Source organism: Variovorax sp. DAIF25 (genome assembly GCF_050711835.1).
Taxonomy (GTDB): domain Bacteria; phylum Pseudomonadota; class Gammaproteobacteria; order Burkholderiales; family Burkholderiaceae_C; genus Variovorax.
In genome coordinates, this window is the sequence record NZ_CP136636.1 from 1,256,938 (window position 1) to 1,272,623 (window position 15,686).

General features: G+C 69.8%; 14 protein-coding genes. 11 read left to right on the top strand and 3 right to left on the bottom strand.

Annotated features, from left to right (window positions below; all coding sequences use genetic code 11):
* Nucleotides 1-5 precede the first annotated feature (5 nt).
* The 11 genes from R0232_RS05695 (at nucleotide 6) to R0232_RS05745 (ending at nucleotide 13,262) form a co-directional block, all read left to right on the top strand.
* Nucleotides 6-2,375, top strand: a complete 2,370-nt coding sequence (locus R0232_RS05695; protein WP_431511507.1) for a Mur ligase family protein — start codon at nucleotides 6-8, stop codon at nucleotides 2,373-2,375.
* Nucleotides 2,372-3,670: a putative lipid II flippase FtsW gene (ftsW, locus tag R0232_RS05700; RefSeq protein ID WP_093353377.1), complete on the top strand. Its 1,299-nt coding sequence runs from the start codon at nucleotides 2,372-2,374 to the stop codon at nucleotides 3,668-3,670. Before R0232_RS05695 ends, ftsW begins: the two co-directional genes overlap by 4 nt.
* Nucleotides 3,667-4,731: an undecaprenyldiphospho-muramoylpentapeptide beta-N-acetylglucosaminyltransferase gene (gene murG, locus R0232_RS05705; protein ID WP_296780842.1), complete on the top strand. Its 1,065-nt coding sequence runs from the start codon at nucleotides 3,667-3,669 to the stop codon at nucleotides 4,729-4,731. The genes ftsW and murG overlap by 4 nt, the downstream gene beginning before the upstream one ends.
* The gene (gene murC / locus R0232_RS05710; protein ID WP_431511508.1) at nucleotides 4,728-6,197 is read left to right on the top strand and encodes a UDP-N-acetylmuramate--L-alanine ligase; all 1,470 of its coding nucleotides are present in this window, start codon (nucleotides 4,728-4,730) and stop codon (nucleotides 6,195-6,197) included. The genes murG and murC overlap by 4 nt, the downstream gene beginning before the upstream one ends.
* Entirely contained in the window at nucleotides 6,194-7,165 is a 972-nt protein-coding gene (locus R0232_RS05715) for a D-alanine--D-alanine ligase (RefSeq protein ID WP_093353382.1), read from the top strand. The genes murC and R0232_RS05715 overlap by 4 nt, the downstream gene beginning before the upstream one ends.
* Before the next feature lie 2 nt (nucleotides 7,166-7,167).
* Nucleotides 7,168-7,959 (top strand): cell division protein FtsQ/DivIB, encoded by a 792-nt coding sequence (locus R0232_RS05720; RefSeq protein WP_093353385.1) that lies wholly within the window; start codon nucleotides 7,168-7,170, stop codon nucleotides 7,957-7,959.
* A gap of 21 nt (nucleotides 7,960-7,980) precedes the next feature.
* Nucleotides 7,981-9,210: a cell division protein FtsA gene (gene ftsA / locus R0232_RS05725; RefSeq protein WP_093353387.1), complete on the top strand. Its 1,230-nt coding sequence runs from the start codon at nucleotides 7,981-7,983 to the stop codon at nucleotides 9,208-9,210.
* Between the two features lie 169 nt (nucleotides 9,211-9,379).
* Complete coding sequence (gene ftsZ / locus R0232_RS05730; protein ID WP_093353389.1) at nucleotides 9,380-10,585, top strand: cell division protein FtsZ; 1,206 nt, start codon at nucleotides 9,380-9,382, stop codon at nucleotides 10,583-10,585.
* A gap of 261 nt (nucleotides 10,586-10,846) precedes the next feature.
* Nucleotides 10,847-11,770 (top strand): UDP-3-O-acyl-N-acetylglucosamine deacetylase, encoded by a 924-nt coding sequence (lpxC, locus tag R0232_RS05735; protein WP_093353392.1) that lies wholly within the window; start codon nucleotides 10,847-10,849, stop codon nucleotides 11,768-11,770.
* A 22-nt stretch (nucleotides 11,771-11,792) separates the two neighbouring features.
* Complete coding sequence (locus R0232_RS05740) at nucleotides 11,793-11,969, top strand: hypothetical protein (protein ID WP_172705536.1); 177 nt, start codon at nucleotides 11,793-11,795, stop codon at nucleotides 11,967-11,969.
* Between the two features lie 243 nt (nucleotides 11,970-12,212).
* Entirely contained in the window at nucleotides 12,213-13,262 is a 1,050-nt protein-coding gene (locus R0232_RS05745; RefSeq protein WP_431511509.1) for an acyltransferase family protein, read from the top strand.
* Nucleotides 13,263-13,275: 13 nt separating this feature from the next.
* Here R0232_RS05745 and ruvC read toward each other — a convergent pair whose 3' ends face one another.
* From ruvC to R0232_RS05760, 3 genes are read right to left on the bottom strand one after another with little or no spacing between them, the layout of a single operon-like run.
* The gene (gene ruvC, locus R0232_RS05750; protein WP_093353397.1) at nucleotides 13,276-13,824 is read right to left on the bottom strand and encodes a crossover junction endodeoxyribonuclease RuvC; all 549 of its coding nucleotides are present in this window, start codon (nucleotides 13,822-13,824) and stop codon (nucleotides 13,276-13,278) included.
* Nucleotides 13,825-13,831: 7 nt separating this feature from the next.
* Nucleotides 13,832-14,821: a phosphatidate cytidylyltransferase gene (locus R0232_RS05755; protein WP_296801250.1), complete on the bottom strand. Its 990-nt coding sequence runs from the start codon at nucleotides 14,819-14,821 to the stop codon at nucleotides 13,832-13,834.
* Between the two features lie 6 nt (nucleotides 14,822-14,827).
* On the bottom strand, nucleotides 14,828-15,682 hold the full coding sequence (locus R0232_RS05760) for a lysophospholipid acyltransferase family protein (protein WP_431511510.1): 855 nt from the start codon (nucleotides 15,680-15,682) through the stop codon (nucleotides 14,828-14,830).
* Nucleotides 15,683-15,686: the final 4 nt, after the last annotated feature.

Here is a 15,686-nt window from a genome sequence, read left to right on the forward strand (position 1 = left end):
GACGCATGCGGCACCTGAAAGACCTCCCTGTCCTCATCCTCGGCCTCGGCGCGTCCGGGCTGGCGATGGCGCGCTGGTGCGCGCGCCATGGCGCGCAGGTGACGGTGGCCGACACGCGCGAGGCACCGGCCCTGCTCGACACGCTGCGCGCCGAGTGGCCCGAGGCGGTGTTCGTCGGCGGGCCGTTCACGGCCGCGCTGATCGAGGGCACGCCCATCCGCGCCGTCTACCGCTCGCCGGGCCTGAGCCCCGAGACCATCGCGCCGGTGGCCGATGCGGCGCGTGCGGTCGGGCTGCCGGTGGGCGGTGAGCTCGACCTGTTCGCGCGCGCGCTGGCGGATCTCGCCATCGTCGAGACGCCGGCGGTGGTCGAAGCGGAGGAAGAGGACAGCGCGGCGCAAGGAGAACTGGCGCTGGAGGCGGCGGTGCCGGCCGAGAGCGAGCCGGCGCCCGAGGCGGAGGCGCCTGTCGTGCTGCCCGAAGTTCAGGCGCCGGTCGCGGAAGAAGCCGTCGCTGCGGAAGAGGTCGCGATCGAACCGGCCACGCCCGAGACTCCGGCAGTGGCCGAGGCCATCGAAGTCGTGACGCCCGCGAGCGAGGCATCGCCCGCCGAGCCAGCGCCCGTCGAAGCAACACCCGAGGCACCGCGCGCTCCCGCCGCCGTGCCCGAATCGATGCCGCGCGATCCCTCGCTGAGCGTCCCCGTGCTGCACCCGCCCGAACCCGAGCCGCCGGTCGCCGATGCGCCCGTGGTGCAGGAAGGCGTCGAGGCCGCGCCGGCGCAGGGCGCCGAACCCGCCGTGATCGAAACGCCGGCGGCCGCCGAAGGCACGCAGCCCGAACCGGCCGAGCCCGCCGAGTCCGAGGCGCCCGCCGCGCCCGTCGCCGCACCGGCTTCCAAGCCCGCGTCGAACCTGCCGGCCTTCACGGTCGGCAAGCCCTACGTCGCCACGGCCGCGAAGGAAGCGGCCGACTTCGTCGCGAAGATCGCCGAGTTCGCCGCCACCAATCCCGCCTCGGCCGTGGCCGAGGAAGAGCCCGCGCCGCAGCCCGAAGCCCAGCCCGAGCCGGCCCCCGCGCCCGAACCCGCGAAGGGCTACACGCCGGTCGTGCTCGCGATCACCGGCACCAACGGCAAGACCACGGTCACGGCGCTGACCGGCCAGCTCATCGAGCGCGGCGGCAAGAGCGTGGCGGTGGCCGGCAACATCGGCCCGACCCTGCTCGACACGCTGAGCGCGCACCTCGACGCCGGCACGCTGCCCGAGGCCTGGGTGATCGAGCTCTCGAGCTTCCAGCTCGACGGCGTGCAGGGCTTCGAGCCCGCGGCTGCGACGGTGCTCAACATCACGCAGGACCACCTGGACTGGCATGGCGACATGCCGGCCTATGCGCAGGCCAAGTCGCGCATCTTCGGCAAGACCGCGCTGATGGTGCTCAACCGCGACGACCCGGCCGTGATGGCGATGCTCGCCACCGCCGGCCAGGAGCCGGTCAAGCCCATCGAGGAAGTGGTGAACGCCCGCGGCGCGCGGCGCGCGCCGGCCAAGCCCAAGGCGCAGCGCGTGCAGGTGCGCCCGCACGTCACCTTCGGCGCGAGCATGCCGCAGCGCCCCGGCGACTACGGCATCGAACGCGTCAACGGCATGAGCTGGCTGGTGCGCGCGCACGAGGCCGACGAGACGCAGAAGCGCAAGCGCGGCCAGGTGGTCGAGGAAGAGATCTTCGTGCAGCGCCTGATGCCGGCCGACGCGCTGCGCATCCGTGGCCGCCACAACGCGATGAACGCGCTGGCTGCGCTGGCGCTCGCGAACGCGGCCGACTGCCCGCTCGGCCCGATGCTCTACGGCCTGCGCGAGTACCGCGGCGAGCCGCACCGCGTCGAGCCGGTGGCGCTGATCGACGACGTCGAGTACTTCGACGACAGCAAGGGCACCAACGTGGGCGCCACCGTGGCGGCGCTCGGCGGCCTCGGCGAAGACCGCCGCGTGGTCGTGATCCTCGGCGGCGAGGGCAAGGGCCAGGACTTCGAGCCGCTCGCGCTGCCGGTGCGTCAGTACGCGCGCGCCGTGGTGCTGATCGGCCGCGACGCGCCGCTGATCGAGGCCGCGCTGGCTGCCACCGGCGTCACGCTGATGCATGCGGGCTCGATGCACGAGGCCGTGCAGATGGCCGCGCGCCGCGCCCACCCCGGCGATGCCGTGCTGCTGTCACCGGCCTGTGCGAGCTTCGACATGTTCAAGAACTACCCGCACCGCGCGGCGGTGTTCCGCGAGGCCGTGCAGGCGCTCGAGGACGAACCGCGCGACTTCGGGGAACCGGGCGAGCCGCGCACGCAGGCCGCCCCCGATTCGACGGAAGGACCGGCATCGTGAACTCCGCCGCCGCGGGCGCCACGCCCAACACCCGGCCCGGCCGCTTCAGCGGCTGGTTCCGGCGCGCGCGCAGCGGCATCGATGCGCTGCCGGTGCACCTGCCGGTGCGCCTCGGCGGTGCCGGCTTCACGCAGACCAAGGCCACGCCGATCCGCGTGCTGGGCTTCGACCAGGCGCTGGTGTGGGTCACGGTCGCGCTGCTGACCTGGGGCCTGATCATGGTCTATTCGGCCTCGATCGCGCTGCCCGACAACCCGCGCTTCGCGCGCGCCGGCTACAGCGCCTCGTACTTCCTCACGCGGCACGCGGCCTCGGTGGTGTTCGCCTTCATCGCCGCGCTGCTGGCCTTCCAGATCCCGATGAAGACCTGGGAGCGCGCCGCGCCCTGGCTGTTCGTGGCCTCGCTGCTGCTGCTGGTGGCGGTGCTGATCCCGCACATCGGCATCAGCGTGAACGGCGCGCGGCGCTGGCTGCCGATGGGCTTCATGCGCTTCCAGCCCTCCGAGCTCGCGAAGGTCGCGATGGTGCTCTATGCCGCCAGCTACATGGTGCGCAAGATGGAGATCAAGGAGCGCTTCTTCCGCGCCGTGCTGCCGATGGGCATCGCGGTGGTGGTGGTCGGCATGCTGGTGATGGCCGAGCCCGACATGGGCGCCTTCATGGTGATCGCGGTGATCGCGATGGGCATCCTGTTCCTGGGCGGCGTGAACGCGCGCATGTTCTTCGTGATCGCCGCGCTGGTGGTGGTGGCCTTCGGCACCATCGTGGCCACCAGCCCGTGGCGGCGCGAGCGGATCTTCGCCTACCTCGATCCGTGGAGCGAGGAGCACGCGCTCGGCAAGGGCTACCAGCTCTCGCACTCGCTGATCGCCATCGGCCGCGGCGAGATCTTCGGCGTCGGCCTCGGCGGCAGCGTCGAGAAGCTGCACTGGCTGCCCGAGGCCCACACCGACTTCCTGCTGGCCGTGATCGGCGAGGAGTTCGGCCTGGTCGGCGTGCTGCTGATCATCGGCCTGTTCCTCTGGCTCACCCGCCGCGTGATGCACATCGGCCGCCAGGCCATCGCGCTCGACCGCGTGTTCTCGGGCCTCGTGGCCCAGGGCGTGGGCGTGTGGATCGGCTTCCAGGCCTTCATCAACATGGGCGTGAACCTCGGCGCGCTGCCGACCAAGGGCCTCACGCTGCCGCTGATGAGCTTCGGCGGCTCGGCGATCCTGATGAACATGGTGGCGCTGGCGATCGTGCTGCGCATCGACTACGAGAACCGTGTCCTCATGAGAGGGGGCCGCGTATGACCGGCCGCACCGCACTCGTGATGGCCGGCGGCACCGGCGGCCACATCTTCCCGGGCCTCGCCGTGGCCGAGGCACTGCGCGAGCGTGGCTGGCGCGTGCACTGGCTGGGCGCGCCCGGCGGCATGGAAGAGAAGCTGGTGCCGCCGCGCGGCTTCGCCTTCGAGCCGGTGCAGTTCGGCGGCGTGCGCGGCAAGGGCCCGCTCACGCTGTTCCTGCTGCCGCTGCGCCTGCTGCGTGCCTTCTGGCAGAGCCTGCGCGTGGTGCGCCGCGTGAAGCCCGACGTGCTCGTGGGCCTGGGCGGCTACATCACCTTTCCGGGCGGCATGATGGGCGTGCTGCTCAACAAGCCGCTGGTGCTGCACGAGCAGAACTCGGTCGCGGGCCTCGCCAACAAGGTGCTGGCGGGCGTGGCCGACCGCGTCTTCACCGCCTTCCCCAACGTGCTCAAGAAGGCGCAGTGGATCGGCAACCCGCTGCGCGCGGCCTTCACCTCGCAGCCGGCGCCGGCCGAGCGCTTCGCGGGCCGCAGCGGTCCGCTCAAGCTGCTGGTGGTCGGCGGCAGCCTCGGCGCCAAGGCGCTCAACGCGGTGGTGCCGCAGGCGCTCGCGCGCATCGAGCCGGGCACGCGTCCGCAGGTGCTGCATCAGAGCGGCGCCAAGCAGATCGACGAGCTGCGCGCCAACTACGCGGCCGCCGGCGTCGAGGGCGAGCTCACGCCCTTCATCGAGGACACGGCCCTGGCCTATGCCGAGGCCGACCTCATCGTCGCGCGCGCCGGTGCCAGCACCGTGACCGAAATCGCGGCCGTCGGCGCCGCGGCGCTGTTCGTGCCTTTTCCTTCCGCGGTCGACGACCACCAGACCACCAACGCGCGCTTCCTCGTCGATGCCGGCGGCGGCTGGCTGGTGCAACAGACCGATCTCACCCCTGAATTGCTGGCCGATTTGCTACAGAAGACACAACGAACCGAACTGATCGAACGCGCCGAACGCGCCAGGACGATGCAGAAAACCGAGGCCGTCGAGGCGATGGTGCGCGCTTGCGAGGAGCTGGCACGATGAAACACGCGATTCGCCACATCCACTTCGTCGGCATCGGCGGCTCCGGCATGAGCGGCATCGCCGAAGTGCTGCTGAACCTCGGCTACCGCATCACCGGCTCCGATCTGTCCGACAGCGCCACGCTGCGCCGGCTCGCGGGCCTGGGCATCGGCACCTTCGTGGGCCATGCGGCCTCGAACGTCGAGGGTGCCGACGCGGTCGTGACCTCGACCGCGGTGCAGGCCGACAACCCCGAGGTGCTGACCGCGCGCGAGAAACGCATCCCGGTCGTGCCGCGCGCCGTCATGCTGGCCGAGCTGATGCGCCTGAAGCAGGGCATCGCGATCGCCGGCACGCACGGCAAGACCACCACCACCAGCCTGGTGGCGAGCGTGCTCGCGGCCGCGGGGCTCGATCCCACCTTCGTGATCGGCGGCCGGCTCAACAGCGCGGGCGCCAACGCGCAGCTCGGCAGCGGCGACTACATCGTGGTCGAGGCCGACGAATCCGACGCCTCGTTCCTGAACCTGCTGCCGGTGATGGCGGTGGTCACGAACATCGACGCCGACCACATGGAGACCTACGGGCACGACTTCGGCAAGCTGAAGAAGGCCTTCGTCGACTTCCTTCACCGCATGCCCTTCTACGGCACGGCGATCCTGTGCACCGACGATCCGGCGGTGCGCGAGATCGTGGCCGACGTGACCTGCCCGGTCACCAGCTACGGCTTCGGCGAGGACGCCCAGGTGCGCGCGGTCGACGTGCGCGCCGTCGGCGGCCAGATGCACTTCACCGCGCAGCGTCGCAACGGCGTGACCCTGCCCGACCTGCCGGTGGTGCTGAACCTGCCGGGCGAGCACAACGTGCGCAATGCGCTGTCGGTGATCGCGGTGGCGGTCGAGCTCGGCATCGCCGACGAGGCGGTGCAGCGCGGGCTGGCCGGCTTCAAGGGCGTGGGCCGGCGCTTCCAGAGCTACGGCGAGGTCACGGCCAAGGCCGGCGACGGCAGCTTCACCGTGATCGACGACTACGGCCACCATCCGGTGGAGATGGCCGCCACGCTCGCGGCCGCGCGCGGCGCCTTCCCGGGCCGGCGCCTGGTGCTGGCCTTCCAGCCGCACCGCTACACCCGCACGCGCGACTGCTTCGAGGATTTCGTCAAGGTCATCGGCACCGCCGACGCGGTGCTGCTCGGCGAGGTCTACGCGGCCGGCGAGCAGCCCATCGTGGCGGCCGACGGCCGCACGCTGGCGCGCGCGCTGCGCGTGGCCGGCAAGGTCGAGCCGGTGTTCGTCGACGACATCGCCGCGATGCCGCAGGCCATCCTCGACAACGCGCGTGCCGGCGACGTGGTGCTGTGCATGGGCGCGGGCTCCATCGGCGCGGTGCCGGGCAAGGTGGTCGAGCTCGGCGCGGCGCCGGCGGTGGCCGCATCTTCTTCATCCACGACATCGCAGCACGCTGCGCACAAGGGGGAGGCGTCGTGAGCCTTCAGGATCCCAAACTCTTCGGCAAGGTCGCCGTGCTGTTCGGCGGCAGTTCGGCCGAGCGCGAGGTCTCGCTGATGTCGGGCACCGGCGTGCTCGAGGCGCTGCGCTCGCGCGGCGTCGACGCCCATGCCTTCGACCCGTCGCAGCGCGACCTGTCCGAGCTCCGGCGCGAGGGCTTCGCGCGCTGCTTCGTGGCGCTGCATGGCCGCCACGGCGAGGACGGCACGGTACAGGGCGCGCTCGAGATGCTCGGTATTCCCTACACCGGCTCGGGCGTGATGGCCTCGAGCGTGGCGATGGACAAGGTCATGACCAAGCGCATCTGGCAGGCCGACGGCCTGCCCACGCCCAAGTACGTGCGCCTGGCCTTCGACCAGCAGAGCCGCGAACAGGTGATGGCCGTGCCCGACGTGCTGGGCCTGCCGCTGATCGTGAAGCCGCCGCGCGAGGGGTCCTCGATCGGCGTGACCAAGGTCGAGGGCTACTCGCAGATGCAGGACGCGGTGACGCTGTCGGTCAAGTACGACGCCGACGTGCTCTGCGAGGAGTTCATCGAGGGCGAGGAAGTCACCTGCGCCGTGCTCGGCAGCGGCCTCGACGCGCATGCGTTGCCGGTGGTGCGCATCGCCGCGCCCGAGGGCGCCTACGACTACCAGAACAAGTACTTCACCGACGATGTGAAGTACCACTGCCCGAGCGGCCTGCCCGAGGCGGAGGAGCGCGAGATCCAGCGCATCACGCTGGCGGCCTACCGCACGCTCGGCTGCCGCGGCTGGGGCCGTGCCGACGTGATGATCCGCGCCAGCGACCGCAAGCCCTTCCTGCTCGAGATGAACACCTCGCCGGGCATGACCAGCCATTCGCTGGTGCCGATGTCGGCACGCGCGGCGGGCATCGCCTACGAGGAACTCTGCCTGCGCGTGCTGGCCACGGCCACGCTCGACGCCACGGGAGGCGCGCACTGAAGATGGCCGACAGCATCCCCACGCCCTTCGACGTCAAGCTCATGAACATCGTCGCGAACCTCGCATTCGTGGCGGTGGGCCTGATGCTGCTCGCCGCGGGCGCCTGGTGGGTGCTGCGCCAGCCCTTCTTTCCGATCGCGGGCATCAAGGTCGACGGCGAGGTGACGCACAACAACGCCGTCACCCTGCGCGCCAACGTGGCGCCGCAGCTCAACGGCAACTTCTTCACCGTCGACCTCGCGCGTGCGCGCACCGCCTTCGAGTCGGTGCCGTGGGTGCGCAGCGCGGTGGTGCGGCGCGAGTTCCCGAACAAGCTGCGCGTGACGCTGACCGAGCAGGTGCCGGTGGCCAACTGGGGCGACGAAGCCAGCTCCAAGCTGATCAACGGCTTCGGCGATGTGTTCGAGGCCAACGTGGCGGAGGTCGACGACAAGCTGCCGCGGCTGGACGGCCCGATCGAGCAGGCCGGACAGGTGCTGGGCATGTACCGCGTGCTGCAGCCGATGTTCGCGCCCTACGACCTCGAACTCGACGCGCTCACGCTGTCGAGCCGGGGCAGCTGGCGCGCGCAGCTCGACAGCGGCGCCACGATCGAACTGGGCCGGGGTCAGGGCGAGGAGGTGGCGGCGCGGCTGCAGCGCTTCCTGAAGACCGTGACGCAGGTCGCGGGGCAGTACCGCCGGACCATGGAGGACGTCGAGGGCGCCGACCTGCGCCACAACGACGCCTATGCGTTGCGGTTGCGCGGCGTCACCACCGTGGTGACCGACCCCAAGACGCCCAAGAAGAAATAGACGAATACCGAGGACATATCGATGCCCAAAGAATACAAAGACCTGGTTGTCGGCCTCGACATCGGCACCGCGAAGGTGATGGTGGTCGTGGCCGAGGTGCTGCCCGGCGGCGAGCTCAAGCTCGCGGGGCTCGGCATCGCGCCGAGCAATGGCCTCAAGCGCGGCGTGGTGGTGAACATCGACGCGACCGTGCAGAGCATCCAGCAGGCGCTCAAGGAAGCCGAGCTGATGGCCGACTGCAAGATCGGCCGCGTCTACACCGGCATCACCGGCAGCCACATCCGCGGCATCAACTCCAGCGGCATGGTGGCGGTGAAGGACAAGGAAGTGACGCCGGCCGACGTGGCGCGCGTGGTCGAGACCGCGCGCGCCATCAACATCTCGAGCGACCAGCGGCTGCTGCTGGTGGAGCCGCAGGAGTTCGTGATCGACGGCCAGGACGTGAAGGAGCCGATCGGCATGAGCGGCATGCGGCTCGAGGCCAAGGTGCACATCGTGACCGGCGCGCAGAGCGCGGCCGAGAACATCATCAAGTGCGTGCGCCGCTGCGGCCTCGAGGTCGACCAGCTGATGCTGAACCCGCTGGCCTCGAGCCAGGCGGTGCTGACCGAGGACGAGCGCGAGCTCGGCGTGGTGCTGGTGGACATCGGCGCCGGCACCACCGACGTCGCGATCTTCACCAACGGCGCGATCCGCCACACGGCGGTGATCCCGATCGCGGGCGACCTGATCACCAGCGACATCGCGATGGCGCTGCGCACGCCGACCAAGGACGCGGAAGACATCAAGGTCGAGAACGGCTTCGCCAAGCAGCTGCTGGCCGATCCCGACACGCAGGTCGAGGTGCCCGGCCTCGGCGACCGCGGTCCGCGCATGCTGAGCAAGCAGGCGCTGGCCGGCGTGATCGAGCCGCGCATCGAGGAGATCTTCTCGCTGGTGCAGCAGGTGGTGCGCGAGTCGGGCTACGAGGAGGTGCTCTCCTCGGGCGTGGTGCTCACCGGCGGCAGCGCGGTGATGCCCGGCATGGTCGAGCTCGGCGAGGACATCTTCCTCAAGCCCGTGCGCCGCGGCATCCCGAAGTATTCGAGCGCGCTCTCGGACATGGTCGCGCAGCCGCGCGCGGCCACCGTGATGGGCCTGCTCGAGGAGGCCCGCTTCGCACGCATGCGCGGCTTCAAGGTGGCACAGAAGAACGGCTCGGTAAAAACCGCGTTCGGACGTTTCAAGGACTTCATCGTGGGGAACTTCTGACCATGAGCCACTCCCCACTCTGGCTTGCGCGCGGCAGCCCACCCTTGCATTTCAACGAGCGATGGCGACGAACAGGTCCACCATCACGACGATGAATTCGTTCTCGTCGGGTACCCCAAAAAAGATTCATTCATAGACAACGGCAACTGCAAGATTCAAGGAGTAGAAGATGACCATCGAAATGATCGAAGTCGAAGAGTTCAACCAGGGCACGCAGATCAAGGTGATCGGTGTCGGCGGTGGCGGCGGCAACGCGGTCGCGCACATGATGGAACGCGGCGTGCAGGGCGTGCAGTTCGTCTGCGCGAACACCGACGCGCAGGCCCTGCAGCGCAGCAGCGCGCAGCGCAACATCCAGCTCGGCCTGAGCGGCCTGGGCGCCGGCAGCAAGCCCGAGAAGGGCCGTGAAGCGGCCGAAGCCGCCGTGGACGAGATCCGCGCGGCCATCGACGGCGCCCACATGCTGTTCATCACGGCCGGCATGGGCGGCGGCACCGGCACCGGCGCCGCGCCGGTGATCGCGCGCGTGGCCAAGGAAATGGGCATCCTCACCGTGGGCGTGGTGACCAAGCCCTTCGACTGGGAAGGCGGCCGCCGCATGACCAACGCCGAAGCCGGCCTGGCCGAGCTCGAGGCCAACGTCGACTCGCTGATCGTGGTGCTCAACGAGAAGCTGCTCGACGTGCTGGGCGAGGACATCACCCAGGAAGAAGCCTTCGCGCAGGCCAACGACGTGCTGAAGAACGCCGTGGGCGGCATCTCGGAAATCATCAACGAGTACGGCGGCGTGAACGTCGACTTCGAGGACGTGCGCACCGTGATGGGCGAGCCGGGCAAGGCGATGATGGGCACGGCCGTGTCCTCGGGTCCCGACCGCGCGCGCATCGCGGCCGAGCAGGCCGTGGCCTGCCCGCTGCTCGAAGGCATCGACCTCTCGGGTGCCAAGGGCGTGCTGGTGCTGGTGACCGCATCGAAGAATTCGCTGAAGCTCAACGAGTCGAAGCTCGCGATGAACACCATCCGCGCCTACGCCTCGCCCGACGCGCACGTGATCTACGGCGCGGCCTACGACGACGCCCTCGGCGACGAGATGCGCGTGACCGTGGTGGCCACCGGCCTGTCGCGCGCCGACGCGCGCCGCCAGGCACCGACGCTCGAGGTGATCCGCACCGGCACCGACAACATCCCGTTCAACGTGCCCTCGATGGGCACCGGCCACGGCGGTGGTGGCCACCAGCCCAACTACGAAGGCATGGCCGTGCCCAGCGTGTGGCGCACCAACCGCACGATGGCCGCCGCGAAGGTCGATGCGCTGTCCTCGGGCGGCATGGACGACTTCGAGATCCCGGCCTTCCTGCGCCGTCAAGCCGATTGAGAACCGGACCAGGGCCCGTCGCGGGTATCTCGAAAGAGATGCCGCGCGGCGGGCCCGACCGGACGCAGAGGGTTTGAAGAACTCGCAAGAGGCGCAGGAGGAGGCCCAGATAAAGCCTTCCCGCCTGTATCAGGCGCGTTTTCTTCATCCCTTTGCGTCCATTTGCGAAGCGAGCCCGGCTATGCCGATCGAACGATGCCTATGGGTGTAATAGCCAGGGGATTGGCGCGCCACGCACGTCGCGCGCCTAAAATCGCAGGCGTGCTGCAACAACGAACCCTCAAGTCGATCAGCCGCGCCGTGGGCGTGGGGCTTCACAGCGGGCAGCGCGTGGAACTCACGCTGCGTCCCGCCCCGGCCGACACGGGCATCGTGTTCCGCCGCGTCGACCTGCCCGAACCCGCCGAGATCCGCATGACCGCCGAGGCGGTCACCGACACCCGGCTGGCCTCGACCGTCTCCACCGGCGGCGCCAAGGTCCAGACCGTCGAACACCTGATGTCGGCCTGCGCCGGCCTGGGCATCGACAACCTCTACATCGACATCACGGCCGACGAGGTACCGATCCTCGACGGCTCGGCCTCGTCCTTCGTGTTCCTGCTGCAGAGCGCGGGCATCGAATTCCAGAAGGCGCCGCGGCGCTTCATCCGCGTGCTGCGCAAGGTCGAGGTGCGCGAGGGCGACGGCGCCAACGAGAAGTGGGCCAGCCTCGAGCCGTACCACGGCTACAAGCTCAGCTTCGAGATCGACTTCGATCACCGCGTCGTCAATTCCACGGGCCAGCGCGTCGAGTTCGATCTCGGCAGCGATTCGTACAGTCGCGACATCGCGCGCGCGCGCACCTTCGGCTTCACGAAAGACGTCGAGTACATGCGCACCCGGGGCCTCGCGCTCGGCGGCGGCCTCGACAACGCCGTGGTGATGGACGACACCAAGGTGCTCAATGCCGGCGGCCTGCGCTACGACGACGAGTTCGTGAAGCACAAGATCCTCGACGCGATGGGCGACCTCTACATCATCGGCAAGCCGCTGCTCGCGGCCTACACCGCGTTCCGTTCGGGCCATGCGCTCAACAACAAGCTGCTGCGCGAGCTGCTCGCGCACGACGACGCCTACGAGATCGTGACCTTCGCGGACGAGAAGCGCGCGCCGCGCGGCTTCAACGAAGTCGCTCGCGCCTGGTAGGCAACGCCGCGCCGATCCACGCATGCTCCTCTTTCGCTGGGCCCTGCTGTTCCTCCTGCTGATGGCCGGCGTCTCGTTCGCGTTCTATGCCGGCACCGGCCAGCCCAAGTACCGGCGCTTCGGCTGGATCGTGCTCAAGTGGACCTTGCTCGCGGCCTGCGGCTTCTTCGCGGTGCTGATCGCCGAGCGCGTGGCCTGATCCGGACCGGCGCCGCCGGTCTTCCTTCGCCGCGTGGGGTGGCGATCCATGCTCCTCCGTTCGGAGGAGATTTCATTAAGAATTCCTTTTGTAATATCCGCCCCGAAAATTTGATCGGGGAGGGGACGGATGACTCCATCGCAACAGGGTGGCGTTGGCGGCGTGGCCGGGGCGGAGGCAAAAAAACAGGGCGGGGAACGGGTTTTCGGGCTGGATCTTCTGCGGGCACTGGCCATCGGCGGCGTGCTCGTCAGCCATCTGCAGCTGGTGTTCTGGGGCGGTGGCTCGGCACTGGCCGGCATCTCGGGCAGCCTGGGCGTGGAGCTCTTCTTCGTGCTCAGCGGCTTCCTCATCGGCGGCCTGCTGCTGGACATCCTCGAGCAGGGCGCCGGCCCGCGGGCCCTGTGGACCTTTCTGGTGCGGCGCTGGATGCGCACGATCCCGCTGTACTACCTGTGGCTCGGCGTGCTGCTGCTGTGCGGGACCTGGGCCGGTGCCACGCGATGGCCCTGGTTCTTCCTGAGCTTCACGCAGAACCTGGCCTGGCCCATGACCAGCGCCTGGTTCGACGTCTCGTGGTCGCTGATGGTCGAGGAGTGGTTCTACCTGCTGTTCGCCACCCTGCTGATCGCGCTGGCCGGCGTCATGCGCGCCTCGCGGGCCCTCGGGATCAGCTGCGCGCTCTTCATCGCGCTGCCCTTGCTGGCGCGCTGGATCGCCGACGACGCGGTCGCCGCCGACTGGGACGCGCGGATTCGCAAGGTCGTGCTGCTGCGCCTCGACGCGATCGCCTATGGCGTGGCCATGGCCTGGCTGATGCGCAGCCGGCGCCGGGCCTGCGATGCGCTCGCGCAGCCGATGCTGGCGCTGGGCCTCGCCCTGGTCGGGGCCTCGGTGCTGAGCAGCCTGGAGCCGGCCTCCTACCAGAGCGCGTCGTGGCGCGCGGGCTTCTTCAGCCTGACCTCGACGGGCTTCGCGCTGTGCTTTCCGGCCGTCGTGCGGATGCGGCAGCCGGGCCGGGGCACGGAGGCGCTGGTGCGCTGGGCCAGCCAGCGTTCGTACGGCATGTACGTCGTCCACCTGTCGGTGATGGAGTTCGCGCGCCGGCTGATGCTCGACGGCGTGCTGCAGCCGCGCGAGGGCGTGCTGCTGGCCTGCCTGGCCACCGCCGTGCTGGCCGAGCTGTCGTACCGGCTGGTGGAGGTGCCGCTGCTGGCCCGGCGTCCGCCGCAGCATGCGCGCGCCGATCGCGGCCATCGCAATCGCCGCGGCATGCGGGTCATCGCTTTCTGAGCGCGCCGGCGGTTCAGCGCGAGCGGCCCTGGCGGTAGCGTCCGGTCGTCGAAGTCGTCAGCGTGGCGGCCTCCGCCAGCCGCGCCAGCGAACGCCCGACCTGCGCATGCGTGATCGCGATGCCCAGCGCGTCGGCCGCGTCGCTGCCGGGCAGGCCCGGCAGGTCGAGCAGGCGCTTCACCATCTCCTGCACCTGCGCCTTGGCCGCCTGGCCATGGCCCGCCACCGCCTTCTTCATCTGCAGCGCGGTGTACTCGGCCACCGGCAGGTCGCTGGTGACCAGCGCGGTCACGCAGGCGCCGCGCGCCTGGCCCAGCAGCAGCGTGGACTGCGGATTGACGTTGACGAACACGATCTCGACCGCCGAAGCGTCGGGCCGGTAGCGCTCGGTGATCTCGGCGATGCCGTCGAACAGCACCTTGAGGCGCTGCGGCAGGCTGCCGCTGGTGACGCTGCGCGTGCTGATGGTGCCGCTGGCCACGTAGCGCAGCGCATGGCCGTCGACGTCGACGATGCCGAAGCCGGTGGTGTTGAGGCCGGGGTCGATGCCCAGGATGCGCATATGTTCTCTAGGCTCCGAAATACCAGCGGACCGAGTGAAAGAAGATCGGCGCCGCGAAGCACAGCGCATCGACGCGATCGAGCAGGCCGTTGGCACCCGTGACGCCCACGCCCTTCTGGCCCCAGTTGGGAATGCCGCGATCGCGCTTGAGCGCCTTCATCACGAGGTGGCCCATCGAGCCCGCGATGCAGGCGATGACCGAGACCGCGAGCGCCTGGCCGAACTTGAAGGGCGTGATGAAGGAGAACAGGGCGCCCACCAGGCTGGCCACGGCGATGCCGATGCCCCAGCTGGTCCAGTTGAAGCTGCGGCTCACGTTCGGCGCGAAGGGCGCGCGCTGGCTGCGGCGCGAGATCAGGTGCTGCACCAGCACCGAGGTCTGGACCACGAAGACCAGGAAGAACACCAGGAAGGCGCTCTTGCCCTCGTAGCCCGGAAAGCTCAGCAGCAGCAGCGCGGGCACGTGGCTCATGCCGTAGACGCAGACCATGATCCCCCACTGCAGCTTGGCATTGCGCTCGAGGAAGTGGCTCGGGTCGTCGGCCAGCGCGCTGGCCACCGGGATCGCGAGGAACACGTAGACCGGGATGAACACGGTGAACAGGTCGAAGCGCGCGGTGGCCACGAGCCAGAACTGCACCGGCAGCACGACGAAGAAGGCGAGGATCAGGCTGCGGTGGTCGCCGCGCCGCGTGGGCGAGAGGGTGATGAACTCGCGCAGCGCGAAGAAGGCGATCAGCGCGAACAGCACCGTGGCCACGGTCTCGCCGAGCGCCCAGCCGATCCAGAAGATCACGGCCATGAACCAGGTGGTGCCCAGCAGCTTGCGGAAATGCGCGAGCTCGGCCTGCCAGGCGGCGTCGTGCACCGGGTTGCGCCGCTCCCTGAAGCTCAGGAAGAAGGCGGCGGTGCTCACGACCACGAGCACGCCGAAGACGATCAGGAACAGCGCCGCGACCTGCTGCGTGGGGCTGAGGCTGCGCAGGAACTGGTTCATTCTTCTTCAAACGTCGCGCAAGGCGATGACGGCGGCACGCGCGCGGTCGAGGAAAGGACGTCGCTCCTCGCCGGCCTCGACGCGGATCGGCGCGCCGAAGGTGACGGAGCAGAGGATCGGCACCGGCACGATCTCGCCCTTGGGCATCACGCGCTGCACGTTGTCGATCCAGGCCGGCACCAGCACCACCTCGGGGAACTGGGTGGCGAGCGCATAGAGGCCCGACTTGAACTTCTGCGGTTCGCCGGTGTGGCCGCGCGTGCCCTCGGGGAAGATGATGATCGAGTCGCCGCTGCGCAGCGCGTCGATCAGCGGGGCGAGCGGGTCGGCGTCGCGGGCTGCCGGGGGCACGGGCGGCGCAGGTGGCGCGGTGGGCGCTTCGGGCGCGGAGACCGGTTGCGCGGGCAGGTCGAGTTCGCCCTGGATCTCCGTGCGGACCGGCGCCGTGTCGACGGGCGCGGAGCGCGGCAGCAGCGGCTCCATCGAAGGCTCGATGCGTTCGGCGGCGGCGGGTGCTTCGACAGGCTGCATGGGCGTCTCGGCCACGACCGGCACGGCGGGCGCAGGCGGCGAACCGGCGGCCGCCTGCCGCTCCACGTACACCGCGTTGAACACCTCGGTCGTGATCCAGCGCTTGACCGGCGTGTTGGCCCAGTAGTCGCGCGCTGCGATCGGCCGCGTGATGCTGCGCAGCTCCTCGGGCAGCGCGGCCCAGATCATCACCAGGTCGGCATGACTCTGGTGGTTGGCGAAATAGATGCGCTGCTCGGCCTTCGGCGGGCAGCCGTACCAGCGCGCCTGGGCACCGGTGAGCAATCGCACCACGCCCAACAGCAACCATCCCACGAGCTTCGCCAACATGGAG

Bases quoted from the DNA above. Each gene is read 5' to 3' on its own strand.
- R0232_RS05760 (WP_431511510.1), bottom strand. From the start codon at position 15,682: ATGTTGGCGAAGCTCGTGGGATGGTTGCTGTTGGGCGTGGTGCGATTG.
- ftsA (WP_093353387.1), top strand. From the start codon at position 7,981: ATGCCCAAAGAATACAAAGACCTGGTTGTCGGCCTCGACATCGGCACC.
- R0232_RS05720 (WP_093353385.1), top strand. From the start codon at position 7,168: ATGGCCGACAGCATCCCCACGCCCTTCGACGTCAAGCTCATGAACATC.
- ftsZ (WP_093353389.1), top strand. From the start codon at position 9,380: ATGACCATCGAAATGATCGAAGTCGAAGAGTTCAACCAGGGCACGCAG.
- R0232_RS05755 (WP_296801250.1), bottom strand. From the start codon at position 14,821: ATGAACCAGTTCCTGCGCAGCCTCAGCCCCACGCAGCAGGTCGCGGCG.
- murC (WP_431511508.1), top strand. From the start codon at position 4,728: ATGAAACACGCGATTCGCCACATCCACTTCGTCGGCATCGGCGGCTCC.
- murG (WP_296780842.1), top strand. From the start codon at position 3,667: ATGACCGGCCGCACCGCACTCGTGATGGCCGGCGGCACCGGCGGCCAC.
- R0232_RS05695 (WP_431511507.1), top strand. From the start codon at position 6: ATGCGGCACCTGAAAGACCTCCCTGTCCTCATCCTCGGCCTCGGCGCG.
- ruvC (WP_093353397.1), bottom strand. From the start codon at position 13,824: ATGCGCATCCTGGGCATCGACCCCGGCCTCAACACCACCGGCTTCGGC.
- R0232_RS05740 (WP_172705536.1), top strand. From the start codon at position 11,793: ATGCTCCTCTTTCGCTGGGCCCTGCTGTTCCTCCTGCTGATGGCCGGC.